The 24706-nt window shown below is 33.6% G+C and carries 26 protein-coding genes and 2 pseudogenes; 11 read left to right on the forward strand and 17 right to left on the reverse strand.

Annotated features, from left to right (window positions below; translation table 11 throughout):
* Positions 1-85: 85 nt before the first annotated feature.
* Positions 86-406, reverse strand: coding sequence for a bacteriocin immunity family protein (locus tag LKACC16343_RS06780; RefSeq protein WP_082604605.1), 321 nt, complete (start codon positions 404-406; stop codon positions 86-88).
* Positions 407-626: 220 nt separating this feature from the next.
* On the opposite strand from LKACC16343_RS06780, the gene LKACC16343_RS14700 reads away from it, so the two are divergent.
* The 3 genes from LKACC16343_RS14700 (at position 627) to LKACC16343_RS14705 (ending at position 2460) form a co-directional block, all read left to right on the forward strand.
* A complete protein-coding gene (locus tag LKACC16343_RS14700) occupies positions 627-1256 on the forward strand; it encodes a CPBP family intramembrane glutamic endopeptidase (protein ID WP_420838536.1) in 630 nt (209 codons plus the stop codon).
* Between the two features lie 23 nt (positions 1257-1279).
* A complete protein-coding gene (locus LKACC16343_RS06790) occupies positions 1280-1618 on the forward strand; it encodes a bacteriocin immunity protein (RefSeq protein WP_056954738.1) in 339 nt (112 codons plus the stop codon).
* Between the two features lie 71 nt (positions 1619-1689).
* Positions 1690-2460: a CPBP family intramembrane glutamic endopeptidase gene (locus LKACC16343_RS14705; protein WP_056954739.1), complete on the forward strand. Its 771-nt coding sequence runs from the start codon at positions 1690-1692 to the stop codon at positions 2458-2460.
* Positions 2461-2524: 64 nt separating this feature from the next.
* On the opposite strand, the gene LKACC16343_RS06800 is transcribed toward LKACC16343_RS14705, so the two are convergent.
* Genes LKACC16343_RS06800 through LKACC16343_RS06810 form a run of 3 tightly spaced genes read right to left on the reverse strand, consistent with a single transcriptional unit; the run spans position 2525 to position 3514 of the window.
* Positions 2525-2866 (reverse strand): bacteriocin immunity protein, encoded by a 342-nt coding sequence (locus LKACC16343_RS06800; RefSeq protein WP_056954741.1) that lies wholly within the window; start codon positions 2864-2866, stop codon positions 2525-2527.
* A 23-nt stretch (positions 2867-2889) separates the two neighbouring features.
* On the reverse strand, positions 2890-3183 hold the full coding sequence (locus LKACC16343_RS06805) for a bacteriocin immunity protein (protein WP_056954743.1): 294 nt from the start codon (positions 3181-3183) through the stop codon (positions 2890-2892).
* A 16-nt stretch (positions 3184-3199) separates the two neighbouring features.
* Positions 3200-3514, reverse strand: a complete 315-nt coding sequence (locus LKACC16343_RS06810; RefSeq protein ID WP_054642900.1) for a bacteriocin immunity family protein — start codon at positions 3512-3514, stop codon at positions 3200-3202.
* Positions 3515-4114: 600 nt separating this feature from the next.
* Between LKACC16343_RS06810 and LKACC16343_RS06815 the strand changes: the two genes are divergently transcribed.
* The 3 genes from LKACC16343_RS06815 to LKACC16343_RS06825 all read left to right on the forward strand — a co-directional run bounded on the left by LKACC16343_RS06815 (position 4115) and on the right by LKACC16343_RS06825 (position 6728).
* The gene (locus tag LKACC16343_RS06815) at positions 4115-5005 is read left to right on the forward strand and encodes a sensor histidine kinase (protein WP_158106612.1); all 891 of its coding nucleotides are present in this window, start codon (positions 4115-4117) and stop codon (positions 5003-5005) included.
* A complete protein-coding gene (locus tag LKACC16343_RS06820) occupies positions 5002-5757 on the forward strand; it encodes a LytR/AlgR family response regulator transcription factor (RefSeq protein WP_056954746.1) in 756 nt (251 codons plus the stop codon). The genes LKACC16343_RS06815 and LKACC16343_RS06820 overlap by 4 nt, the downstream gene beginning before the upstream one ends.
* Positions 5758-6431: 674 nt before the next feature.
* Positions 6432-6728 carry a bacteriocin immunity protein gene (locus LKACC16343_RS06825; RefSeq protein ID WP_056954748.1) on the forward strand — a complete coding sequence of 99 codons (297 nt, stop codon included), beginning with the start codon at positions 6432-6434 and terminating at the stop codon, positions 6726-6728.
* A 226-nt stretch (positions 6729-6954) separates the two neighbouring features.
* Here the strand turns inward: LKACC16343_RS06825 and LKACC16343_RS06830 are convergent, their stop codons facing one another.
* Positions 6955-7422 carry a hypothetical protein gene (locus tag LKACC16343_RS06830; RefSeq protein WP_056954750.1) on the reverse strand — a complete coding sequence of 156 codons (468 nt, stop codon included), beginning with the start codon at positions 7420-7422 and terminating at the stop codon, positions 6955-6957.
* Between the two features lie 274 nt (positions 7423-7696).
* On the opposite strand from LKACC16343_RS06830, the gene LKACC16343_RS06835 reads away from it, so the two are divergent.
* Entirely contained in the window at positions 7697-9100 is a 1404-nt protein-coding gene (locus tag LKACC16343_RS06835) for an Nramp family divalent metal transporter (RefSeq protein WP_162255723.1), read from the forward strand.
* 168 nt (positions 9101-9268) lie between these two features.
* Positions 9269-10039 (forward strand): TerC family protein, encoded by a 771-nt coding sequence (locus LKACC16343_RS06840; RefSeq protein ID WP_056954754.1) that lies wholly within the window; start codon positions 9269-9271, stop codon positions 10037-10039.
* 14 nt (positions 10040-10053) lie between these two features.
* Here the strand turns inward: LKACC16343_RS06840 and LKACC16343_RS06845 are convergent, their stop codons facing one another.
* The 3 genes from LKACC16343_RS06845 to LKACC16343_RS06855 form a co-directional block, all read right to left on the reverse strand.
* Positions 10054-11457 (reverse strand): APC family permease, encoded by a 1404-nt coding sequence (locus LKACC16343_RS06845; RefSeq protein ID WP_025085911.1) that lies wholly within the window; start codon positions 11455-11457, stop codon positions 10054-10056.
* Between the two features lie 196 nt (positions 11458-11653).
* Positions 11654-12499: a helix-turn-helix transcriptional regulator gene (locus LKACC16343_RS06850; protein ID WP_056954756.1), complete on the reverse strand. Its 846-nt coding sequence runs from the start codon at positions 12497-12499 to the stop codon at positions 11654-11656.
* Positions 12500-12526: 27 nt separating this feature from the next.
* Complete coding sequence (locus LKACC16343_RS06855; RefSeq protein WP_056954758.1) at positions 12527-12886, reverse strand: DUF488 domain-containing protein; 360 nt, start codon at positions 12884-12886, stop codon at positions 12527-12529.
* A gap of 169 nt (positions 12887-13055) precedes the next feature.
* Between LKACC16343_RS06855 and LKACC16343_RS06860 the strand changes: the two genes are divergently transcribed.
* Together LKACC16343_RS06860 and LKACC16343_RS06865 are read left to right on the forward strand one after the other, a co-directional pair.
* Positions 13056-13493, forward strand: coding sequence for an Hsp20/alpha crystallin family protein (locus LKACC16343_RS06860; RefSeq protein ID WP_056954760.1), 438 nt, complete (start codon positions 13056-13058; stop codon positions 13491-13493).
* Positions 13494-13587: 94 nt separating this feature from the next.
* A complete protein-coding gene (locus LKACC16343_RS06865; RefSeq protein WP_056954762.1) occupies positions 13588-14025 on the forward strand; it encodes an Hsp20/alpha crystallin family protein in 438 nt (145 codons plus the stop codon).
* A 723-nt stretch (positions 14026-14748) separates the two neighbouring features.
* On the opposite strand, the gene LKACC16343_RS06870 is transcribed toward LKACC16343_RS06865, so the two are convergent.
* The 3 genes from LKACC16343_RS06870 to LKACC16343_RS06880 form a co-directional block, all read right to left on the reverse strand.
* Complete coding sequence (locus tag LKACC16343_RS06870) at positions 14749-15696, reverse strand: LacI family DNA-binding transcriptional regulator (RefSeq protein WP_056954764.1); 948 nt, start codon at positions 15694-15696, stop codon at positions 14749-14751.
* A gap of 230 nt (positions 15697-15926) precedes the next feature.
* Positions 15927-16637 (reverse strand): bifunctional demethylmenaquinone methyltransferase/2-methoxy-6-polyprenyl-1,4-benzoquinol methylase UbiE, encoded by a 711-nt coding sequence (ubiE, locus tag LKACC16343_RS06875; protein WP_056954766.1) that lies wholly within the window; start codon positions 16635-16637, stop codon positions 15927-15929.
* 10 nt (positions 16638-16647) lie between these two features.
* The gene (locus LKACC16343_RS06880; RefSeq protein WP_056954768.1) at positions 16648-17256 is read right to left on the reverse strand and encodes a histidine phosphatase family protein; all 609 of its coding nucleotides are present in this window, start codon (positions 17254-17256) and stop codon (positions 16648-16650) included.
* Between the two features lie 212 nt (positions 17257-17468).
* Between LKACC16343_RS06880 and LKACC16343_RS06885 the strand changes: the two genes are divergently transcribed.
* A complete protein-coding gene (locus LKACC16343_RS06885) occupies positions 17469-18797 on the forward strand; it encodes a uracil-xanthine permease family protein (protein WP_056954770.1) in 1329 nt (442 codons plus the stop codon).
* 89 nt (positions 18798-18886) lie between these two features.
* Here the strand turns inward: LKACC16343_RS06885 and LKACC16343_RS06890 are convergent.
* The 6 genes and pseudogenes from LKACC16343_RS06890 to LKACC16343_RS06915 all read right to left on the reverse strand — a co-directional run.
* A pseudogene (locus LKACC16343_RS06890) lies at positions 18887-19720 on the reverse strand (IS3 family transposase); the annotation flags it as partial.
* 119 nt (positions 19721-19839) lie between these two features.
* Positions 19840-20259, reverse strand: coding sequence for a helix-turn-helix domain-containing protein (locus LKACC16343_RS06895; RefSeq protein ID WP_056954773.1), 420 nt, complete (start codon positions 20257-20259; stop codon positions 19840-19842).
* Positions 20260-20375: 116 nt separating this feature from the next.
* Positions 20376-20948, reverse strand: a complete 573-nt coding sequence (locus tag LKACC16343_RS06900; protein WP_056954774.1) for a hypothetical protein — start codon at positions 20946-20948, stop codon at positions 20376-20378.
* 242 nt (positions 20949-21190) lie between these two features.
* Positions 21191-22033, reverse strand: a pseudogene (locus tag LKACC16343_RS06905) (IS3 family transposase); the annotation flags it as partial.
* 119 nt (positions 22034-22152) lie between these two features.
* On the reverse strand, positions 22153-22572 hold the full coding sequence (locus LKACC16343_RS06910) for a helix-turn-helix domain-containing protein (RefSeq protein WP_056954778.1): 420 nt from the start codon (positions 22570-22572) through the stop codon (positions 22153-22155).
* Between the two features lie 139 nt (positions 22573-22711).
* Positions 22712-24601: a fructose-bisphosphatase class III gene (locus LKACC16343_RS06915; protein WP_056954780.1), complete on the reverse strand. Its 1890-nt coding sequence runs from the start codon at positions 24599-24601 to the stop codon at positions 22712-22714.
* Positions 24602-24706 lie beyond the last annotated feature (105 nt).

Here is a 24706-nt window from a genome sequence, read left to right on the forward strand (position 1 = left end):
TGGATAATTAGAATTCAAGCAACCATATTAAATTATTTCTAATTACGAATTGTACAAAAAAAGCAAGCCTCAACAGGTTTGCTTTTTAATTTATTGAACCGAAAGTAATATTGGTTGAAATCAATCCATAACCCAGATTCAAATCACGCATTTCTTTTTCACTAGGGTTATGTAACTTATCCTTTATATATTGATACAGTGCTCGATTATTCCTAGGCAATCCCATAGGAACAATGTAATTGTCGTGGCAACTTTGGTAAATATCGGCACATACCTCAACTTCTTTTCCACCAGCTAACAACTTTTGAGCAGCTTTCAAAAGTGAATCCTTGTACTCTTTAGGTTGCTCAGAAAGATCCTCATTATATGCCGTATCGATTAGATCGAACAATTCTTGATTCTCCATACTCACATCCCCAATCTTTAACTTCTAACTATATTATAAATCATGCCAAATATTTCTCACGTTTATACGGCTTTTCCCAACGTTAATATCCTTTTAAATCAAAGGATTATTATTTCTACTATAATTAAACCTATCTTCCTTTTTATCAAAAAAGAACACGGGGTTAGCAATTAATATGAATAAAGTAAATTACAGAGTTTTTCCGATAATACTTATATATATGTTTGTCACAGAATTTCTTCTGAAGATATTAGAGCAATTTTTAAGTCAAACTACTTCAAGTTTGATATTCACAGCACTTCATATTCTTATATGCATATCTTTGATCTATCTATTAAGAAGTAATTTCAAAGATGATTTGAATCATCTATTTAGAAGTTTTAAAGCCATATACATTATTCCAATATTTGTGGTTCTAGATTTGGCCTATCAAATCATAATTCAAAATATCATTCCAGCAAATCCAAGTAATCAAAGCGGATTAGAGAAAGGCGTACATTCCAGTGGTTCTATTGGCGTCTTAATACTATTCATTCTTATCGCTATTACCGGCCCAATAGTAGAAGAGGTAATTTTTCAATATTTTATTCAACATACACTACTCAAAGGATTCCTCTCACGATTCAATTTAAATAGAAAAGCAATCGCCATTATTAGCATCGTAATCACAACAATTCTATTTATGATATTTCATATTAACAAATTGAGAGACATACAAAATATTTCTTTCCTACAATATTCTGATTTGATTTTCTTCGCTATCATATACGAATACTCAGATGATAATTTAATGTATCCAATACTCATGCATATTATTTTAAATATAATTGGATTCATTTCGATATTATAAATAATTACTATAGAAAGGATTCCATGCGTAAATCTCAAAAGATCAACGAAATAAAATCATTAAACAAATTACTCAAAGAACTAAATTCATCTCTACCTCCCAATGCGGACAATCTCAAGTCCACAATTCAAAAAGTATACCTTCAAATAAATAAGTCCGATAACGTCAGTAAAAATTATAACGAAATTCACGATGCCCTTATTACTTTAAATAACGCATTACAGCAGGCTGCTCTAAAGAAGACATACCACTTCAGTCCTGAGCAAAATAAGATTATACATGAGATTAACTCTGTAGAACACAAGTCATTTTGGCAACAAATTTCTACTGTAATAAATGGTCCAGCATTCTTCCACTCCTAAACTATTTAGCAACCCAGTAGCTAGAGTTATCACACAATTATTAAACAACTTAATTAGATTGGTAGTGAATTATGACAAACACAATAAGGTTCCCTAAAAAACAAATAATCTTTTTTGTACTATTAGTAATATTCGACAATTTTATATCCAGACCAATTTTTGATTATTTCAAAATAGATAATTGGCAACATATAATTGCATTTAAACTGGTTGAACTTATATTTGGACTAATTCTAAATAATTTGATATTTCGTCAGAAAATCTACTTTAAATTATCAGTTGGTAAGAATACTAAAATATTTTCAATAACGCTCATATTGATTTCAATATTGTCATCAATATCTAATACCAATCACCTTTTTATTTCGTTACTTATTGGATTATGTGCAGCAATCCCCGAAGAATGCTTATTCAGAGGCATAGTCCTAGGTAGTCTCTTAAATGATAACAATAAAAATATGGACAAAAGAAAGTTACTATTCTGTTTAATTATATCTAGTATCTTTTTTGCCCTTTATCATATCGGAAATATTCATTCACAGAATTTGACCATGACTATAATGCAAGTATTTGAAACATTTGGAATGGGTTGTCTATTTGGCGCCGTATATATACGTAAGGGAAGTATTTTGCTATCTTTCTTACTACATTTCTTCATAGATTTCACTGGAACTATTGGAAACGGACAGATAGTCAATAATTCTCCGTCCCAATATAAATATTCTATCGTTATCTCCCTTATATATATGCTTATCTTTTCCATCATTGCCTTCAATATCTTAAGCATTGATAACAAATCAAAGTGGGAACTGCCTATTAGAATCAGACTTTCAAACCAATAACAAAAAATACTCTTAAAGTCATCAGACACAGGTCTATTAACTTTAAGAGTATTTTTACTATCCATTAACGACGAGGCATTTTTTCAAACAAACCGTAAAATTGAGATTTATCATTAAAGTTTGCTCGATTTCTACCATTGAGTCCCGATCTCTTTGAGAGGTCGCCCAACTCAATCAAAAGATTATCTTCTTCCCTAGAAAAATGAACTCGACCGAAAGCTTCCATATATATGTAATTTACCAGTCTGCTTAACCAAGCTTCAGGATTATCAACTGTATCCAATTTCATATAAACCTGACTTAATACATCCGTGATATTCAATAAATATGGTGATTGATCTGGATGCTCATGTAAAGCGTCATATAACTCGTGAATAACTTTCTTCGTTGTTTTTATATCTAGCATAGACATCTCTCCCCGTGTGTAATTTAGTTAGCGAACCAAGTCAGTATCGACATAAATCCTTTATATTTGTTAGCATCATTTTGCAAAAATTTTGATAGTTCAACAATTGATTTAGGCGCTTTTAAACCATGCGTAAATGTATAAGTACTAATTGCATGTTCCAATTTAGTTGCCACTATATTTTCAGCATCGCCTTTACCTAACTTGAATTGTGCGTTACGTAAAATTTCAGTTAATTCTTCATTATTTTGTACAGCTTCATCGTTCAATGATGAAGTTATTAAATAGTTTAGTTGCGATTCCCGACTTTTTAACATTTATATCCCCCAATTCTTAACTTAAATAACTACTGTTAAAACCTATATATCCCAAGTTAGTTCCAATAGGTTTCATCTTGATCAAAATTGGATTTACTACATCATAAAAGTGAGAAGCATCAGGTGTTAATCCTTTATTCTTTAAGTCTAACTGTTGAAAACTTACAATTATTTGGTTGAGGACAGCTACAGTATATCTTCCCTTTTCCAAATCAGCTTTAGCCATGAGTCCAATCTTACGTTCGTCGTCAGAAATATTAGGATTCAAAACAAAATCATAAAGCTCACTCAATAAAATCTCTTCTTCTTTTTCATTTTTATCAGGCATAATTAATCCTTTCTTGGTCACTTCTTACAATAATTTTAATTCAGTTTTCAGATTTTTTGTGAAAAACATCCTCAAATACCGTTATCAACATCCTCAATGAAAAATTTGTTATTGGTCAACTTCTCTTTTCATTGTTACGATATAAATATACTTTTTTTCACTGGGGGGGAGTGATGAGCATTGATTACTGTGGATACTCGATTGTTTATTTTAAATATGTTTATATCATATCTCTTTTATTTTTTAGCATTTAATTCTGTTTATGACATGAAATTAATTCCACTTTACAAAAAGATACTCTTTCTTCCCGCCTTTTATTTTGCCGCCATTTTTATTGCCGTATTTGTCAACGACACCGTCTATTTAGTGCTTCTAGTAGTCATTTACTTCTCTTTAAGAAACAAAAATTCTAACAAATATTACCTGGTAAATTCCATATTGCTGGCACTTCTATTCGAATTCACTTCTTCAATAATTGCTTCCGTTATTATTACAAAAATCTATCTTGTTTATAAAATAAACGATTTATTATTAATAACTGGTACGCTCTTGATTCAGCTTATTATTTTGCTAATAATCATTTTTATCTTTAAAAAGCTTAAGTTGAATAGTATCATTCAAAATTTCAGTTCACCATCCCTAAGCATAGTTCTAACCTATTCTTCTATGGTCATACTTGCCTTTATGTATTTCATCCAAAAATTCAAAGCTTATTTAGACTTAACAACAGGTATTCTAATTTTTCTGATTGTCCAAGGAATCGCCATTGCCTTCATTTTCATTCATGAGAATGTCCGTCAAAAAGAGATTTACGAAAAGAAATTGATGTCTGAACAATTAGATAATTTAAGCGATTATACTAAACAACTCGATAGTGACCAAAAAGAAATGCATAAATTTCGGCATGATTACAAAAACATTCTTAATAGTTTAAACGAAATTGCTACCGTCAATGACAACAACGACTTGAAAAGCTCACTAAAAGAATTGGAGGGTTACTCGACTACATACTTCAGTAACATTTCTATGGATGACTTCAAAGATTTGGAATACATCTCCAATCCCTATATTAAGTCACTTATGATCAGTAAATTGAAAACCATCAAATCTAACAATATCGACTGCTATTTTGAATGCAAAAGTGATATCGACAATGTGCGTCTTAATATTTTTGATCTCATAAGACTAATGGGAGCTAGTATTGATAATGCCATTGAAGCTGTTAAAGAACAACCAAGTGGCAAGATCCAAATTATCCTGATTAACACTGATGGACAATTAGAAATCTCGATTAAGAACACTATTGTCAAACACATTTCCGTTTCTAAAATTGAACAATATGGCTTTTCTTCCAAGAAGAATCATGACGGGCTTGGTATGATTAACATCCAAGATATTAAAAAGAAGTATAAAAACCTTTTGGTTTCCTACAATACCCGCAATAATTGGTTCAGCATGCAATTTACCATTACAAAATCAGGAGGGAAAAAATGAGTTATCCTATTATTATTTGTGAAGATAATCCAATCGAGCTGAAACAACTCAATACTCTGATTGAAAACTATCTCCTCTTTCATAATAATTTCTTCGAAATTGAACGTACCGCTCAAAGCCCTCGAGATATTCTTCAGTACTTACGAACATCCCAACCTAACCGTGGAATTTACTTTTTGGATATCGACTTACAAGCAAAAATTGACGGTATCGATTTGGCAAAAAGAATTCGAGAATTTGATGTAGAAGCCAATATTATTTTTACTACTACGCATGAGGAGTTAGCACCAGAAACTCTCAAGCGAAAGGTTGGTGCCATTGGTTTTATCGAGAAACAACAAGACCTTGAAGCCTATCGTGACGAAATTTATGACGCACTTGCTTATGTGGAAAAATTAATAAAAAAATCATTAGAATATCATCAGCAAAACTTTGTCTTTGAAATTGGAACACAAATATTTAATTTTAATCAAAATGAAGTTTATTCAATCGAATCGTCCAAAATTCCTCACCAATTAATTTTTATATCCGATAATGGTCAATACGAATTCTATGGCAAACTCAATGATTTAGAAAAGAAATACACTTTCTTATTTAGAATTAGTCGTTCCTGTCTTATCAATCCAATCAACATCAGACAGATTGATTTTCCATCCCGTCAAATTCTATTAAAGAATGGCACCACTAAAAAATTTTCTATGGGGAAAGCTACTAAATTAAAAAAGAAACTGCAATCCATCACTAATATTTAAAGAAAAAAGGATTCGGGCAATCACGCTTGAGCCCTTTTATTTTTACCACTTTCAAGACATATAATCCCCCCATCCAAGACATTTTAATTCTAAATAATCACACAGTTGTTAAGATTATCAGTATAAAGAATCAATTATGATACGGGGTGAATATTATGAAAAACATATTTAGCACACTATTCATTATTATTGGTATCTGGCAGTTTTTCGCAACGATAAATTATTTCAAAACTCTCAAAACATCAGGTGGCAAATCCACATCAGCATTTTCACCGATGGCAATTTGGTTCTCATTTATACTCGCAATCATTTTTATCATCTTGGGACTTGGTTCACTCTTTAATTGGCTCTAAAATTTCTTAACAACACAGGGAGATATCATGCCGCAAAAAATAATCCAACTAATACTCCTTTTACTATTACCGATATTTATACAGCTAAATGCCTTAACCATGGTCTCAAAATCAGGCAATATCGTCTTTACACTAATTATGTTTGGAGCTATCTTATACGTGTTAATCCGCATTGCCAGAAAATACGATTTACCATACCAGCACCTTCCTCACAACTATCTTCGAAAAAACTAAGAATATTTACAGTAATATCCTTTCACATCAATTATTGAATATAATATCGACAACCCTATTTTTCTTATAAAGGAGGTGACAAAACAAATGGCTAAACTAACTTGGTTTGCTGGTGGCAAAGATCGTGGTGATGAAGCAATTGCTATCATCGATGACTTACTTAATAATTTAAATACCGATGCCAACAGACAACCTTTACAAGAGGTACTAATCGAATTCAAAGATGAACTAGAAAAAAGAGAATCAGCCGTTCCCTACATCTTAAGTAGGATGAACATATCAATTTCTAACGCACTTCATAAGAACAAAATCTCATTAACAGAAGAACAACAATCTAAATTACAAAAATTAACTCAATTATCAAATATAAGATACGGCTATTAAAATAAACGACGTCCATTCAGATTAATCAATCCACAAAATTAAAGTGAATTGAGATTCCTGAATAGACGTCGTTTTTTAATTCTAAATTTAGAAGCAGAATCCAGTCTGGAACAAAAAATCATTAGCTTCAAGTCGCGTCCGCTACGTTCCAGCGGCCCACAGATTTTTTGTGGAAGACGACATATTTACCAACTAAAAAAGACCTCAAACGAGGTCTCTTCCATTTCTATATTTGTCCAACTTCAACTGAAACTTCATTGGATAACTTTTTATCTAAGAATTTTTGAATCTCTTTATATGACGTATTAAAATTCATTTCCACTTGTTGTGGTCTCTTCGTGTTAAAAATAACTGCTACTTTTGGTTTACTACCTTGCAACTCGATTGGTATCAAAGTTACGTGAATGATCTGCGAGTAATCCAAAACGCCCGAATAGAATCCATTGATGACGATTTTCTTCGAACCAATTCCTCCAACACCATTCATAATGTTAAGTAACATGAATAAAGCAACCATGATGATGTAAGATAATTGATTTGTTGGTGAGAAAAGTAGCCATGCCCCAATGAAAGCCGCAAAAATCAGCGATGAAACCTTATAAATTGACTTGATTTCAATTTGGGACTGCCAATACACATTGAAGGCTGCACCAAGGAAAAAGATGATATCAACTATTATTAAAATTACATTCATTTGACTTTATCCCTTTTCTAAAAATTTAAAATATTGTTCCCTACCATTTCCATTACACTTATATTGTATCGTAACAATGTGATAAATACATGAAGTTGCGTATTAGAAACGTAAAATTATGCATTTACACATAAATATTTGTTTATTATTAATATAATTGGCACAAAATTATTATCCCATGTCACCATCTATCCCTAGAAAACACGGCTTTTAGTATTATTTTGTTAAGTTGTCCTAATTATTAAGTTTACTGGGTTTAAAAGACACCTCTAACATGATATTATATGTTGAGAATAAAAAGGGGGAGAACAGCTTGAGTGAAAAAAATAAAAAACACGAAAGCCTAATTCATTACGCTAACGGTCCTTCCTTGGAAGAAATTAATGATACCGTTGATGTTCCGACAGACGCAGGTTTCTTTAAAACCTTGTTAGCATATAGTGGACCAGGTGCTTTGGTCGCCGTGGGTTACATGGATCCCGGTAACTGGGTAACATCTATCGCCGGTGGTGCCCAATTTAAGTACAAATTACTATCCGTTATCTTGATTTCTAGTTTAATTGCGATGCTACTACAATACATGTCAGCTAAACTAGGTATCGTGACCGGAAGAGATTTGGCACAACTAACGAGAGATCGAACTAGTCGAGTCGGAGGATTCTGTTTATGGATCATCACCGAATTGGCTATCATGGCAACCGATATCGCCGAAATTATCGGTTCAGCGATTGCCTTGAAATTGCTATTTAATATACCGGTATTATGGGGTGTTATCATCACGGCTTTTGATGTTCTATTACTATTGGTCTTGATGAAACTAGGATTCAGAAAAATTGAAGCTATCGTAGCCACACTTATTATGGTTATTCTATTAGTCTTCTTGTACGAAGTTATTTTGGCTAAACCAGATGTTGGTCAAATGATGGTTGGATTCATCCCCGAACCTAAAATTTTACAAAATCAGAGTATGCTTTATCTATCATTAGGTATTGTTGGTGCAACAGTTATGCCTCATAATTTGTACTTGCACTCATCTATTTCACAAGCTAGAAAATATGACCGTGATGATCCAAAGAGTGTTCATCAAGCCGTTAGATTTTCAACTTGGGATTCAAATATCCAATTAACATTAGCCTTTGTCGTTAATACTTTACTATTACTACTTGGTGCCGCATTGTTCTATGGTACAAATAGTGATTTGGGACGTTTCGTTGATCTATTTAACGCCCTTCAAAATCCAAAGGTTGCTGGTGCAGTTGCTAGTCCCGTACTAAGTATTTTGTTTGCCGTTGCCCTATTGGCATCTGGTCAAAACTCAACTATCACTGGTACACTTTCCGGACAAATTGTTATGGAAGGTTTCATCCACATGAAGATGAAACTATGGGCAAGACGTGTTATTACTCGTCTTCTATCCATTATTCCAGTTATCTCGTTTGCCATTATTTTCCATGGTAACGAAGCTAAGATCGAATCACTTTTGACATTGTCACAAGTATTCTTGAGTGTCGCTTTACCATTTTCAATTTTTCCATTGATCAGATTCTCCAGTAACAAGAAACTTATGGGTGAATTTGCCAATAATAAATTTATTGAATATCTAGGTTACTTTGTTGCAGTGGTGCTAACTATTTTGAATATTTGGTTAATCTATACAACATTTGTACCAACCGCTTAAAAGTTAAAGAGCAGTTTCTTCGAAAATGAGGGAACTGCTTTTTTTATTTACTCCTTATATCAAAATGGAAGTATACTTCCATTTTCTTTTTCAAACCTTAATTGTAAATCGATCCTCTAATCTGGTATCATTTACCCAACAATACAAATAGAAAGCAAGGAATACTGATTGAATGCATTAATAAATATGTACGGTCCATTCTTTGATCTTCATAACTGGGCAACTGTTATTGAATCGGGGGAAGATTGGTTAGTTATCTTATCATTGGTAGTCATGGAGTGTATGTTGTCAGTCGACAACGCGGTAGTTTTGGCCGCTCAAACACAATCACTACCTAACAAAGTTGAACAGGAAAAGTCACTATTTTACGGACTATTCGGTGCTTACATCTTTAGATTCTTAGTTATCGGTGTCGGGGTCTACTTGATTAATTTCTGGTGGATCAAAGTCTTTGGTGCCGCCTACTTGTTCTATCTCTTCTTAAATCACTTTTTCTTCAGTAAGAATAAAAAAGTTGAGGTTCCAACTGAACCTAAAAAAGAGAATGCTCTAGAAAAGCATCTTCACATTTCCAGATTCTGGCAAGTCGTTATCTCAATTGAATTAATGGATATCGTCTTCTCAATTGATTCTGTTTTGGCCTCATTGGCTATTTCTAGTAATCCGGTTATCGTCTTAATTGGTGGTATGATCGGTATCTTAGCTATGAGAGGTATCGCTGAACTAATCATGGGCTTGATGAGTAAGATTCCTGAACTAAACGGTATGGCTTACTTCTTGATCATGTTCATTTCGGTAAAATTATTCTTGTCGATTCCAGCAATTGACATCGAAATACCTAATCTTGTCTTCGTAGGTGTTTTAGTTGGTGCCATCATCGTTACCCTAATTATTCATATAATCAACAACAATAAAGCTCCCAAGAGCAAGAAAAAATAGCCTCCGTCAGGAAGCTATTTTTTATTTTGCAATTTTGAATGTTTCAAACTGTAAGTGAAGTAAACGACGATTCCAATCAAGATCCAAATTCCAACACTGATTTTAGAAATAGCTGGCAACATCAATAAGAAGTATAAACTAGCTACTCCAGCAAAAATTGGTAGGAATGGATACCAAGGCATCTTGAAACCTGTATTAGGAATGTCTTTACGATGACGTAACGGAATAATACCGAAAGAAATAAAGACGAAGGCCAACAAGGTTCCGGCATTGATCAATGATGTTAATTCAGTCAATGGTACCAAGCCGGCAAAGAAAGCTTGAACTACTGTCGCTACTAAAATGGCATTCTTTGGAACTGAATATTTGAAGTCGACTTGTCCCATTTTCTTAGGCAACAATCCATCGCGGCCCAAAGCGTAAACTAGACGAGATCCACCAAAGAACATCGTCAACAATGATGTGAAGATACCAACTAAGGCGCCAATGGTGATCAGTTTATTCCAAGTATCGAGATGTACGACTTTCAACGCATAAGCGGCTGGATCATCAACGTTTAAGTCCTTATAATTGACGATTCCGGTTAAAACAAGTGAGAAGGAAACGTACAAGATTACTGCGACAATAACTGTTCCTAGAATTCCTTTAACCATATCCTTTTTCGGATTAATGGTCTCCGCTGAATTGGCTGCCAAAGCATCGAATCCAACGAAAGCAAAGAAGACTGTAGCACAAGCTGTCGAGATTCCACCTAAACCAAAGGGTTCAGTATGGAACTGTTTAGGATAGAATGGCACATAATTGCTAGTCTTAATATAGAAGAAACCGACCACAACGAAGAGGACGATAATCGCTACTTTGATAACAACCGCAACGTTTTCAACTTTCTTAGAAAGACTGGCACCGTGGGAAATGATGATAGCAATCAATAAGACGATCAATGTGGCTGAAATATTGATTCCACCACCTTCCAGAGGACCTGCCGATAAGAACTTAGGTAGATGTACTCCAAAAGCTCCCAAAATATTGTTGTTAAAATATGAAGCAAAACCAACTGCTTCCGCTGAAACGGTTAAGAAGTATTCCAAAATCAAAGCCCAACCTAGAATCCAGCCGACTATTTCACCGTAAATAATGGAACCAAATGAATAAGCCGAACCTGCGACAGGCATTGCCGAAGAAAATTCAGCATAAGCCATGCCGACTAAGCCAGAGACCAGTGCAGCAATCAAGAATGCTATTGCCACCGCTGGACCGGCATGTAACGCCGCTTCATGTCCTGGTAAGATAAAAATACCAGTTCCGATTACGGCTCCAATCCCAAGTGACAAGAGATCCCTTGCCCCTAAACTCTTTGTTAATCTCGAATCCGCCTTGATATAAGTGTCGACGGATTCCTTCTTAAAGACATTTTTCATAAATATCTCTCCTTAAATTACACAAAAACAAGTAATTTACATTAAGCCTAAATTTTACTACAATTTTTTTCATAAAAAAAGATAATTTGTGCATAAATCCTGTACACACGTCTAGTTATCGCTTACACATTGAAATAATTATCAGGGTAAACAAAAAATGCAGGAAGCATTAGTAAGAATGCCCCCTACATTTTTATTACTCTTTTCCATCAATACGATATTTCGTCGGTGCATAGCCAGTGTACTTTTTGAACGTCTGACTAAAGTAGCTCAATCTAGTAAAACCTAATGCATCCGAAATTTCATTAATACTGTTATCTGATTCCTTTAAGAGAATCATGGCTTTTTGAATTTTTCGGGCATTCAAATACACCGAAAAACTCAAACCTGTTTCCCTCTTAAACAGTTTACTGAAATAATAATCCGACAAATAAACTTTGCCCGATACTTGATCAAGTGTTAAACGCTTATCTAAATTATTATCAATAAACTCAATTGCAGAAATAATCGATTCATTTGAAGTCGACAGATGTCTGATTCTCTTCAATGCACCACTCTCATCATTTTCGAGATCATCGATAGCTTCGTCGACATCTAGTGAATATTTAATTATGAAATCATCAATTCCTCTCTCCTTGATGATCAGCTTTGATACACTCTCAAATAAATATCTTAAATATTCAACTTGTTGCTGTAATTTTTGAATTACTACAATATTACTCGGATCAGTATTTTTCAAAATATCCTGAGCAACACAAATTTTTCCTATTCGTTGATTGATTATAGAAATACGCAACGGTGCATCAGCATATTCCATATCATACTTACATTTGTTAATACTCAACTTAGATAAGTCTCTAGTTTTATTTACCCGTGTTAATTCAGTTTTCCTCGTTAGTTTACCAAAAATTCCAGCCTGTAAATGATCCTCATTGTTTAACACAAAAATAGCTATATCATTGGTCTGTGCATATGATTGCAACAGATGAATCAATAACTTATCACTACTAGATAATAAAGATTGCAAATCAAATTCTTCCATAATTGTTAGCCAACCAATCTACAATACTTAAATATTCGAATTTAGATATTCCATTAGCACTACAGCGTCATTATGTTCTTCATCTTTTGCACTATATAGTATCAGTACGTCTTGTGTTTGAAGAGCCTCTTTTAAGGACTTTAGAAATTCTTTGGTATATGGATTATTGTTAATCTCATCTAAATATTTGTTCTTAAATTCTAAATATTTTTCAGGATCATGTCCAAACCACTTACGCAATTCTGCTGATGGGGCTATCTCTTTTGCCCATAAGTCAAGGTCTGCACGTACTTTAGACATACCACGTGGCCAAAGCCGATCTACCAGCACACGATACCCTGCTGGTAAATCTTTGTCGTAAATACGTTTCATAACTAATTTAGTCATCTTAACATCCTCTTCTTTACTAAGTTAATTGTATCACATAATATACGGTTATTTTTTACTTACTTTTTGCTAAAATTAGCACTCGTTAATTAAGAGTGCTAAATTCTTGAACTTCCATAATTCAGGTTTTATACTGTATTTGTAATTAAGGGAAAGGAAGTAATAAAATATGGCAAATGAAATTATGGACCGTAACGATTTAATGAGAAACTGGTTTAATAGTGACTCTTGGATGAATAGTTTTCCATCTATATTTGACAATAATTTTCCCGAAGATTCAACATTAAAGACTGATATTAAAGAAAATAATCAAAATTATGAAGTACACGTTGATCTTCCCGCAGTTGATAAGAAGAACATTGATATTACGTATGATAATAATGTTTTAACTATTAGTGGTCACCGTGACAGTTTCACTGATCATAATGATAAAAATGGTGATGTAATTATGTCTGAACGTTCAAGTGGTCATTTCATGAGACAATACAGATTGCCACAAGTTGATCAAGATAATATCAAAGCTACATATAACAAAGGTGTTTTGGAAATCACTCTTCCAAAGATAAATAAGGAAGTAGATTCTGGACATCACATCGATATTGACTAACGCTTTAAGCTTATTTTTTTGGAGTTCCATTAGCACTCGTACTCGATGAGTGCTAAAAAACAAATTTATTCTTTTAAAAAGGAGTTAATTATTTATGGTAAATGAAATTATGAATCGTAACAATTTAATGAGAGACTTTTTCAATGGAGACAAATGGATGACTAGTTTTCCATCATTATTCGAAGATAGTGCTTTAGAAGGTTCTAATTTGAAGACTGACATTAAAGAAACAGATAAAGATTATGAAGTACATATTGATATGCCAGCTTTTGATAAGAAGAATATCGACATCAATTATCAAGATGATGTTTTGACCGTTAGTGGCCGTCGCGACAGCTTTAATGATCATAACGATAAGAACGGCGACATGATTATGTCCGAACGCACAAGTGGCCGCTTCATGAGACAATATCACTTACCAGCAGCCGACGTTGAGAACATCAAAGCTAACTATGACAATGGTGTCTTGAAGGTTATCCTCCCTAAGTTAGAAAAGAAAACTAGCTCAGAACACCATATCGATATTGACTAATATAGATGCAGTTCCTATTTAGGTTTTAAAACATCTAAGAAACAAAGCCGGATTTAGTCCGGAACAACAAGAAAATTGGCTCAGCCATGAGATTTATCTTAGCAATTTATTGCTTAGATAAAGGCCGAACTTAGAGATCCATTATTTTGCACGAAGTGTGAAATAATTAGCTCCAAGTCGGCCCATGGCGTTCCAGCCAAATTTTCTTGTTGTGGAGGACGGCATTTTATATGAATTCACAAAATCTTCACATTTTATAAATATTTAATTCATAAAGGTTGAGTATTATATAAATTGTAGATGAGAGATATAGATAATCCCTTTTCTCACCCCCCTATAACATATATATATTTAATCCCCTAAATAAAAAGTACCTTTCCCCGAGGTACTTTTTTTATTGTCTTTTACGTGCCAGTTGGTAGTAGTTAGTCGTAAAATACGATATACTATTCCTTGCAGAGTAGTTTTTTCTGCTCTCATGGGATGTAACTTTAAAAGTTACAAAAGGACAAAGAATTTATAAAAATATAAAAGACTTATCAACTATGGGCTATCCAAAAATGCTTTACAATTTTCAAACAACTATGAACTTCTGATAAGCCAGTAATATTAAACTGTAGATAAGAGCCAATACTCTTCTCTCATCCCCCCTATAAACAATATTTAATCCCCTAGAAAAACACCCTTTCCGAAAAAAGGGTGTTTTTTATTTGATATTTTATATTAAATTAATGCTCCTCGTAAAATAAATTCGGCAGGAATCAACTTCTTAACGACTTCTTTTTCAAACAGAGACCAAAAAGCATATTCACCAATTTCATTCAACTTATGATCAATCGTTGAAAAATTCATTAAGTAACTATAATCCAAATTTTCTTGGCCGATAACTGGAACATCAATTTGCATTTTCTTTAATTGATAAATAATTCCAGCCGCAACTTGATCGCCATTGGCAAAAACTGCATCCAGATTTAGATTTTTAGCAGTCAACTCCTTAGCAGCCTCAATTCCGTCTTTAAAAAACTGCATATTTCGAACTAATAATTTTTCCGGACACTCTTTTCCAAATACTTTGCAATAAGAATCGACCGTTGATTTAGCACTTCGACTCGTTTGTTCGTTACGACTTACCGTAACGCCTATATTTTGAAATTTTAATTTCTTTAATAATCCAAAAGCATCTATATAAGACTTTTCCCGATCAGTGTATGCGCAAGAAATGGGGTAATCCAAGGTATCTTCACAACAAGTAATCGAACCGTATTTCTGATATTCGACAATTGTTTCAAATGGAATGGCTCTGGAAGTAAAAATCAGTCCATCGAATGCTTGATGCTTCAACATTTCTAAATATTTAATCTCACTTTTAACATTATAATGAGAAGGCAATAAAGTAACTTGATAGTTTTCTTTGAAGGCGGCCTGAGTGATAGCGGAAACTAACTTTTGAAAATAAGGATGATTACTATAAGGCATAACGACACCAACACGGTAAGTTTTGCCGGTACTTAAGGCTCTAGCAATATCATTAGGATGATAATTCAATTCCTTCATTGCCTTGAGAATCTCTTCTTTAGTTTCGGTAGCAACATAACTTTGATTATTGATGACTCTTGAAACAGTTGAAACTGAATGACCTGAAAGCTTGGCGACATCTCTGATATTTGACATTTTGAGCACCCCTTTTAATTGTTAGCTTGCTACAACAGTTATAAAATAATATTTCTAAATAAATAGAACTTCACAAAATCTTCACATTTTCAATATAATTGGTTCACACTTATTGGTTATAGTATTACTTGTAGATGAGAGATATCTCATCTCATCCCCCCTATAACATATATATTTAATCCCCTAAAAAAATAAAAGAACACCTTCCCCGGGTGTTCTTTTTGTTTTGTCTAAATACTTTTAATTGCCGAATGAATAGCCGCTGCTTTCATCATTAAATCAGTAACTTCGATATCTTTGAATCCGGCATCTTGCATCATCTGACATAGTTTTTTGATACTGACAAAACGATTAACTGAATCATCTAGGTACTGATAATCAGATTTATTCTTCGCAAAAACTTTTCCCATTAAGGGCATTAACTTATTAAAATACAATTTCCAACCAATTTTAACTACTGGCGTCTCGACTTTGAATGCTTCCAGACAGATCAACTGCCCACATGGTTTCAAAATGCGATAGATTTCACGCAGTACTTTATCGGCATCAGGCACATTTCTTAATCCAAAACCGATTGTGACTACATCGAAACTATTGTCTGCAAAATTTAATTGCATGGCGTCACCAGTTTCCAAAATAATATTAGTTAACTTGGATTGAGCAACTTTTTGTTGAGCCAATTTAAGCATTTCTTGACTGAAATCCACACCAATAATTTGAGCATGATAAAATCTTTGCCCTAACATAATCGTCCAATCAGCTGTACCACAACAAAGATCCAACACTTTTTGAGGATGATTGACGATTTTTTCAGTAGCTTTCTTACGCCACTTTTGATGTGTTCCCAAACTCATAATGGAATTTAATTTATCATAGTTGCCCGCGATGTTATTGAAAGTCGTTTGAACATCCTTTTCGGGAACTTTATTAGTCAGACTCATTGTCTACCCTCTAATCGATATTATTTAAACGTCCATAATACATTAGATACTTCTTGCCACTAGCGGAAACTTTATACTTCGATACACCACCGTTATCAGGTTGAATGATGTTTGAAATATCTTTAGCACCAGTTGTGACTTTAACAAATGAACGACTAACGAAACCGTGACAAACTACCAAAATCTTCTCGTCACCTTTTTTAGCCATATCATTCATGAAATCTTCAACACGTTTGTAAACATCAGCGTATTCTTCACCATTAACGGCGTACTTAGTATAATTTGGTAACAAATATTTGTTTTCATCAAAGGCATCTGGGTGTTTTACGATCAATTCTTCTTCTCTCAAACCATCCCATGAACCATAGTCGGCTTCAACTAGACGTTTATCTTGTTGAATTTCGTGTGCTCCTTGATTCAAAATTTCAGCTGTTTGCATTGCACGCTTCATTGGACTTGCATAAACTTCATCAAAATCAGTGATATCAATATGCTTTTCTAATTCCTCAATTTGCTTGATACCTTTGGCGTTTAGGGGTTTGTCAGTAGACATTCCGTTGATTCGAGCCTCAGAGTTAGTGTCCGTTTCACCATGTCTTACAATATATAATTCAACCATAAAAATCTCCTCTTTGTTAACGCTTAAATTCTCCTTTTAGTATTTCATTATTGACTTTACAATGCAACTCAATTATATTAAGTGTAATTAAATAAATGATCCTTTAAATTTTGGTCCCGTGAGGCTAATAAGGAAACACGTTCAGTCTTTTATTTCGCATACACGGGATAGGGGACTATTTTTTTACAAAAAAATACTAAGGGGATGTTTTTTTGAGTAAAAACGAAGAACAATATCGTAATCCAGACGCAGTTTTGGATGTCTATGAAAAGCCACCGTTAAGCAGTTGGGCTTTCCTATCATTACAGCACTTATTCTCAATGTTTGGGGCCACAGTCCTTGTACCTCTACTAGTTGGATTGGATCCAAGTATTGCCTTATTCAGTTCCGGTGTCGGAACTTTGCTTCACATTTTGATTACACACAGAAAAATTCCAGCTTACATGAGTTCTAGTTTTTCCTTCATTGTTCCGATGGTCTCGTTAATGAAGACGGTTGGTTATCAAGGAGTCGCTCAAGGTACTATCGCTGTTGGTTGTGTATACTTGATTGTTTCTATCATTGTTGGTTTTGCCGGTTCTGCTTGGATCGATAAAGCTTTACCACCAATCGTCGTTGGTCCTATCATCGTAGTTATCGGTATGTCAGTTGCCGGAAGTGCCGCTGATAATGCTATGATGAACGGTTCACATTATGACTTGAAGTATTTCGGAATCGCTATGTTTACACTTTTCCTAACTGTTCTTTTGAACATGTACCTTCGTGGTTTTTGGAGTAATATTGCTATTCTTCTAGGTATTGTCGGAGGATACGTTCTCTCTGTCTTCTGCGGTATCGTTGATTTCTCTAAGGTTGCTTCAACACCTTGGTTCAAACTACCCGCTTTTGATATTATGTTTGCTAACTACATGCCTCATCAAATCTACTGGGGTGCAATCCTGAGTTTTGCGCCAATTGCCTTCGTTACTATGGCTGAGCACTTGGGACATATCATGGTACTTGATGAATTAACTAATCGTGATTTCTTCAAAGATCCCGGTTTACACAAGACACTAGCTGGTGATGGTACAGCTTCAATCGTTGCCGCCTTCCTTGGTGGTCCTCCTGTTACATCATATGGTGAAAATATTGGTGTTATGGCTGTTAACAAGATTTTCAGTGTCTACGTTGTTATCGGTGCTGCTGTTTTCGCTGTCTTGTTCGGATTTGTTGGTAAATTAAGTGCTTTGATTCAAACTATTCCTGGACCCGTAATCGGTGGTATTAGTTTTATGCTATTCGGTGTTATCTCCTCAAGTGGTCTAAGAATTCTGGTTGACAACAAAGTCGACTTCAATGAAAAACGTAATCTAATGATTGCTTCTGTTATCCTCGTTATCGGTATTGGTAATGCATACTTACAAATGGGTTCCTTCCAATTCACTGGAGTTGGTGTTGCCACAGTTGTCGGTATCGTGCTTAACTTGATTCTTCCTAAACATGCCCTCTCAGAAAATTGGGATGAAAAGAAAGATGATTGGAAAAATAAAGAAGATGCTTAAATCTCTTTGATTTTAAAAGGTCCAAGATAATGCTATCACTTTGATGGCAATATGAAGTGCAATAAAAAAGTTAGACATTTTTATAAGTTTTAAAAAATCATGGATTGCTCCCTGTATTCTACAGGGGACAATCCATTTTTGTTTAAAGAAATACGTTTATTGTTGTACCAATTAATATATTTAGCGACTAAGTTCTTTAATTCGGTTAGGTCATCGATATTATACCTATAAAGACATTCTCTTTTGAGCAGATTAAAGAAACTCTCAATTGGGGAATTGTCGTGACAATTGCCTTTTCGAGACATACTTTGTTCAATACCCATTGTTTTTAGGGTATCTCGATAATATTTGAGTTGATAATGCCATCCTTGATCAGAGTGAAGAATTGGTTTTAAAGAGGGAACTATATTTTGCTTCAATTTTTCTAGTGTATCTAATATTAGTAATTTATTAGGACTCAAACTTATTGAATAAGATAATATTTCGCCGCTGGCCTGGTCCAGCACGGCGGATATATAGCCCCATTTGTCTTTACGCAAACGTATTTGAGTTACATCTGTATGTAATACTTTTAAAGGTTCTGTCTCAGTAAATTTCTGTTTGATTGTATTAGGAGCTATTTTTCCAAGGTTACCTCTATAGGAACAGTAACCGGATGTGTGTTTTGAAAAAATAACTACTTTTAATTTAAGTTTGGTCATTAAGTGCCGAATTGTTTCTGGAGAATTTTTGAATCCGACCTTGAGAGACTCTTTCCAGATTCGACGATAACCGTAGGTTGAGTTTGAATCGTGATATGTTTTAACAATAAACTCTTTTAGTTGAGCATATTTATCTGTTTTACTAAGGCGTTCATAATAAGTTGATCTTGGTAGATCGACCTTAGTTAATAACTCATTCAACTTGTATTTTTTAAGTAATGATTTGACTAATTTTGCTTTTTCGAGTTGTGATCGTTTTCTCGCAAGGTCTTTAGTGCTTTTAAAATATCACGGTCCATTTCGGCATCATGTAGTTTAGCTTTTAGATCGAGAATTTCTTGTTAATATTTCTCTTCTTTTGTGGAATTTAAACGTGTTTGTTTCTTCTTTTTCTTGGCCATTAACGGTCGTCTCCCTCTGGGACGACGCCTTAATCCAATAACACCATAGTGATTATATCTATATATCCATGAATTAACCTGGCTAGGTGATATTTTGAAATAAATTGCAGTATCAAGGCGACTGATCTTATGTAATTTATAATATTCTATCACGGATAATTTAAAATCTTGAGAATAGTCTTTATGAGATTTTTTAGTTATCAAATAATTAAGTCCATTTGCCTCCGCTTCATGGACCCAGTAATAAATCGGTGATTTACTGGGCATTCCATATTTTTTTGATAATCCAAGTATAGAAATTTGTCCATCAAAGTATTCATTTACTAGTTTAACTTTGAATTCTGAAGAGTATTTGGTCATAAAAAAAGTGCTCCTAAAATTGTTAGATTATGTCTAACAATTTTAGGGCACTTCAAATAGTTGGCTATTTACCATGTCACTTTTTTTAACGACGTATATAATAAACTGGAAAATATTTAGACTTTTATAATGTTAGGAATCTTATAACCTAATAATTGGAATATGGAATCCGTTGATGGAAGTGTATTTAAAGTATTTTTATTCTTTTTTATGGGCACAATTGGAAGAACGGTTTGTGATCTTTTTTTAAGAGAATATTCTATTTTTATGGGACGAACCAGAATATAAAAATAATCAGAATCAATAATATACTTAAATTTACCATAGGAAGAATTATTTATTGATCTTTTATCAATATTGATTCCATTGTCAAAAAAAATAGTGTGGTCTTTTTTTGCTAAAATCTGAACATTCTTATTAATAAATATTTTCCACATTAAAAATTTTAAAAAGAAAATACAAAAAATCATTGCCAATAGATCTTGTATGGAATATATCAATTTTACTAGTGTTAGTTCATGAGGGTCATCAAGTAGAGAGATAATTATAATAAAGGAAAAACTTATTACAGAGAGAAACTGGCAAAATCTGATTCTTTTATTAAAAGAGCTTAGAATGTTATTTTTCTTCAACAATAAAAAAACATATTTCCAATCTGCTTTTGTTAAATTGTTATTTATTTTAATCATAGAAAAAATCCATTTCTTAAAAATTCATTTCTTAAAAATTCATTTTCACATATTTGAAAATGTAATAAAAGCCCGATTATGGTATATGAAAATAAAAAAAAAATAATGTGAATGAAAATCTTTTAGAAATATAATCTAAAAGATTTAAGAAACTTGATCGGAAAATTAAATAATATAAAAAGAACCTAGATAATTTTTGATTTATTGAAGTGCAATAAAAAAGTTAGACATTTTTATAAGTTTTAAAAAATCATGGATTGCTCCCTGTATTCTACAGGGGACAATCCATTTTTGTTTAAAGAAATACATTTATTGTTGTACCAATTAATATATTTAGCGACTAAGTTCTTTAATTCGGTTAGGTCATCGATATTATACCTATAAAGACATTCTCTTTTGAGCAGATTAAAGAAACTCTCAATTGGGGCATTGTCGTGACAATTGCTTTTTCGAGACATACTTTGTTCAATGCCCATTATTTTTAGGGTATCTCGATAATATTTAAGTTGATAATGCCATCCTTGATCAGAGTGAAGAATTGGTTTTAAAGAGGGAACTATATTTTGCTTCAATTTTTCTAGTGTATCTAATATTAGTAATTTATTAGGACTCAAACTTATTGAATAAGATAATATTTCGCCGCTGGCCTGGTCCAGCACGGCGGATATATAGCCCCATTTGTCTTTGCGCAAACGTATTTGAGTTACATCCGTATGTAATACTTTTAATGGTTCTGTCTCAGTGAATTTCTGTTTGATTATATTAGGAGCTATTTTCCCAAGGTTACCCTTATAGGAACAGTAACCAGATGTGTGTTTTGAAAAAATAACTACTTTTAATTTAAGTTTGGTCATTAAATGCCGAATTGTTTCTGGAGAATTTTTGGATCCGACCTTGAGAGACTCCTTCCAGATTCGACGATAACCGTAGGTTGAGTTTGAATCGTGATATGTTTTAACAATAAACTCTTTTAGTTGAGCGTATTTATCTGTTTTATCAGTTTTACTAAGGCGTTCATAATAAGTTGATCTTGGTAGATCGACCTTAGTTAATAACTCATTCAACTTGTATTTTTTAAGTAATGATTTGACTAATTTTGCTTTTTCGAGTTGTGATCGTTTTCTCGCAAGGTCTTTAGTGCTTTTAAAATATCACGGTCCATTTCGGCATCATGTAGTTTAGCTTTTAGATCGAGAATCTCTTGTTAATATTTCTCTTCTTTTATGGAATTTAAACGTGTTTGTTTCTTTTTTTTCTTGGCCATTAACGGTCGTCTCCCTCTGGGACGACGCCTTAATCCGATAACACCATAGTGATTATATTTATAGATCCATGAATCAACTTGACTGGGTGATATCTTGAAATAAATTGCAGTATCAAGGCGACTGATCTCATGTAATTTATAATATTCTATCACGGATAATTTGAAATCTTGAGAATATTCTTTATGGGATTTCTTACTTATCAAATAATCAAGTCCATTCGCCTCCGCTTCATGGACCCAACGATAAATCGGTGATTTACTGGGCATTCCATATTTTTTTGATAATCCAAGTATAGAAATTTGTCCATCAAGGTATTCGTTTACTAATTTAACTTTGAAATCTGAAGAGTATTTGGTCATAAAAAAAGTGCTCCTAAAGTTGTTAGATTATGTCTAACAATTTTAGGGCACTTCAATATTATCTTGGACCTTTTTTACGTTCTATTTAAGTGTAACCGTTGTTCTGTGCTCTATAGTAGAAACGAGTTTGTTTCGCTCTCTAATCGTTTAGTTCTGCCGACAAATCAGCTATTTGTTGTTTTATCTTATCTCCTCGATCGGTATCCATGACCACTTTTCGTTCAACCGAATTTTCAACGATCTTTCGTTTCAAAATCACATCGTTCAAATCTTTCAATGAAGTTGATAAGGAAATAAATGGTTTCAATTGTAATAGCTGCATTCCATAGGAATCGTATAACAGAGTGAATCCTCCATTGTGTTCCATCTTGGGGCGGCCACCGTTTACTTGAATAACTTTTCCTTTGGACATAATAGGAAGATTCTCTTCGTCAATATCTGGTGTATGTCCTACTATAATATGTCCTTCTTCTCCCACTCCAAATTCATCTTTAACTCGATCGGCGAACCATTCTTTTTTACGTAATTTATAGAAGGGATTCAAGGTTTCTTTTTGTAACTCTTTATCATCTATGAAGTAACGTTCGAATGTAGTCATCTTATCCTTACCGAATAATGGCGAGTCTTTTCCACACCATAGATACCAGAGCACATCAGAATTGAAACAATCTCCGGTTGTGGGATGGCGCATTGCATCCCGCATTATAACTTGGAAGTAGTCACTCAAATCTTTCCCTAAATAATTACGACCGTCTATCTTCCATTTAACAAAATTGCCTTGTTCGTCTGCTGGTACGCAACCGTGGAGCAAAAGATTTCCGTTATGCTTAAGGTACATTGAGCCATGATCGTACATAAACCACATGTGCTCGTTTAACTTGGTTGAGTGAATGAATTGATTAATTAAATCGATCAATACGACTTGTTCGGGATGTGAAATTTGATAGGGATTTCCGGGATTAACTAGTTGGAAACAACCATTTTCGATTGGATAATCTTTGTCATCAATCTTGACTGACTTCTTATCTTGACTCAACTTGTCCAAGAATAGTCGATCATCCATTTCAAACTCAGGACGACGTTTTATAGCTTGACCTTCTAATTTGAATTGCATAATAGCAGCGGCTTGTTGGACACAATTATCAGTGATTCGATCTTCTTCCGATATTTCAGTCAAATCAACTTTAGGATCAAAATTCGATAGTGGACGATAACTGTGACGAGCTAACTTAATCATAGAAGTCATGTCGATGTCATAAGCATCATTTAGTAATCTTAGATTGTCGTAACGGGCACAAATTCTGATCAAATTGAGCATACATAATTTGGAGCCGGCCATACTTCCCATCCACAAAATATCGTGATTTCCCCATTGGATATCAAAATTTTGCCAGTGATTGATTAGATAATCAATGACCAAATCAGGACGTGAACCTCGATCATAAATATCTCCAACAATGTGAATCCTCTCAATTGCCAAACGTTGGATTGCATGACTGATAGCAATGATAAAATCATCGGCCATATTCAAACGTTCAATACTGGACAATAAGCCTTGATAATAGAGTCGTTTATCTTTGAAATTAGTATCGATCATCAATAGATTCTCAGTAATATTCCAAAAATCCGGTTGAATAGCTTTTTGCACGAGGCTCTTAGGATACTTATTAGCCACATAGCGCAACATCTCAATTAGATTATTGAATGAATCCATATACCACTGTTCTAATTCATCTGCATCGGTAATTTTACTCTTGGTTTCTTTAAGGACTTCTGACGGATAATAAATCAAACAAGATAATTTCATTTGATTGACCGGCATCAATTTACCAGAAAAAACTTCTGATACTTTTTTACTAATATTACCGGCACCACTGCGCATAATGTGCGAAAAACGGTCATATCCTCCATGAACATCACTGATAAAAGCTTCTGTTCCCTTGGGTAAATTCAGAGTAGCAGATAGATTAATAATTTCAGATTTAATTTCGTTTTTATTTTCAATTACGTTCGTAAATTTATTTTTCATTAATAGCTTCCCCCAGGAACAATACATTCTATATTAATGATAGCGCATTCAGATTGAACTATACCAAACGAAAAGCAATATTCCAAGTATCACAGTTATATTTGA

This window comes from Companilactobacillus bobalius (assembly GCF_002179915.1).
Lineage (GTDB): Bacteria > Bacillota > Bacilli > Lactobacillales > Lactobacillaceae > Companilactobacillus > Companilactobacillus bobalius.

Bases quoted from the DNA above. Each gene is read 5' to 3' on its own strand.
- LKACC16343_RS06780 (WP_082604605.1), bottom strand. From the start codon at position 406: ATGGAGAATCAAGAATTGTTCGATCTAATCGATACGGCATATAATGAG.
- LKACC16343_RS14700 (WP_420838536.1), top strand. From the start codon at position 627: ATGTTTGTCACAGAATTTCTTCTGAAGATATTAGAGCAATTTTTAAGT.
- LKACC16343_RS06790 (WP_056954738.1), top strand. From the start codon at position 1,280: ATGCGTAAATCTCAAAAGATCAACGAAATAAAATCATTAAACAAATTA.
- LKACC16343_RS14705 (WP_056954739.1), top strand. From the start codon at position 1,690: ATGACAAACACAATAAGGTTCCCTAAAAAACAAATAATCTTTTTTGTA.
- LKACC16343_RS06800 (WP_056954741.1), bottom strand. From the start codon at position 2,866: ATGCTAGATATAAAAACAACGAAGAAAGTTATTCACGAGTTATATGAC.
- LKACC16343_RS06805 (WP_056954743.1), bottom strand. From the start codon at position 3,183: ATGTTAAAAAGTCGGGAATCGCAACTAAACTATTTAATAACTTCATCA.
- LKACC16343_RS06820 (WP_056954746.1), top strand. From the start codon at position 5,002: ATGAGTTATCCTATTATTATTTGTGAAGATAATCCAATCGAGCTGAAA.
- LKACC16343_RS06825 (WP_056954748.1), top strand. From the start codon at position 6,432: ATGGCTAAACTAACTTGGTTTGCTGGTGGCAAAGATCGTGGTGATGAA.
- LKACC16343_RS06830 (WP_056954750.1), bottom strand. From the start codon at position 7,422: ATGAATGTAATTTTAATAATAGTTGATATCATCTTTTTCCTTGGTGCA.
- LKACC16343_RS06835 (WP_162255723.1), top strand. From the start codon at position 7,697: ATGATATTATATGTTGAGAATAAAAAGGGGGAGAACAGCTTGAGTGAA.
- LKACC16343_RS06845 (WP_025085911.1), bottom strand. From the start codon at position 11,457: ATGAAAAATGTCTTTAAGAAGGAATCCGTCGACACTTATATCAAGGCG.
- LKACC16343_RS06850 (WP_056954756.1), bottom strand. From the start codon at position 12,499: ATGGAAGAATTTGATTTGCAATCTTTATTATCTAGTAGTGATAAGTTA.
- LKACC16343_RS06855 (WP_056954758.1), bottom strand. From the start codon at position 12,886: ATGACTAAATTAGTTATGAAACGTATTTACGACAAAGATTTACCAGCA.
- LKACC16343_RS06860 (WP_056954760.1), top strand. From the start codon at position 13,056: ATGGCAAATGAAATTATGGACCGTAACGATTTAATGAGAAACTGGTTT.
- LKACC16343_RS06865 (WP_056954762.1), top strand. From the start codon at position 13,588: ATGGTAAATGAAATTATGAATCGTAACAATTTAATGAGAGACTTTTTC.
- LKACC16343_RS06870 (WP_056954764.1), bottom strand. From the start codon at position 15,696: ATGTCAAATATCAGAGATGTCGCCAAGCTTTCAGGTCATTCAGTTTCA.
- ubiE (WP_056954766.1), bottom strand. From the start codon at position 16,637: ATGAGTCTGACTAATAAAGTTCCCGAAAAGGATGTTCAAACGACTTTC.
- LKACC16343_RS06880 (WP_056954768.1), bottom strand. From the start codon at position 17,256: ATGGTTGAATTATATATTGTAAGACATGGTGAAACGGACACTAACTCT.
- LKACC16343_RS06895 (WP_056954773.1), bottom strand. From the start codon at position 20,259: ATGACCAAATACTCTTCAGAATTCAAAGTTAAACTAGTAAATGAATAC.
- LKACC16343_RS06900 (WP_056954774.1), bottom strand. From the start codon at position 20,948: ATGATTAAAATAAATAACAATTTAACAAAAGCAGATTGGAAATATGTT.
- LKACC16343_RS06910 (WP_056954778.1), bottom strand. From the start codon at position 22,572: ATGACCAAATACTCTTCAGATTTCAAAGTTAAATTAGTAAACGAATAC.
- LKACC16343_RS06915 (WP_056954780.1), bottom strand. From the start codon at position 24,601: ATGAAAAATAAATTTACGAACGTAATTGAAAATAAAAACGAAATTAAA.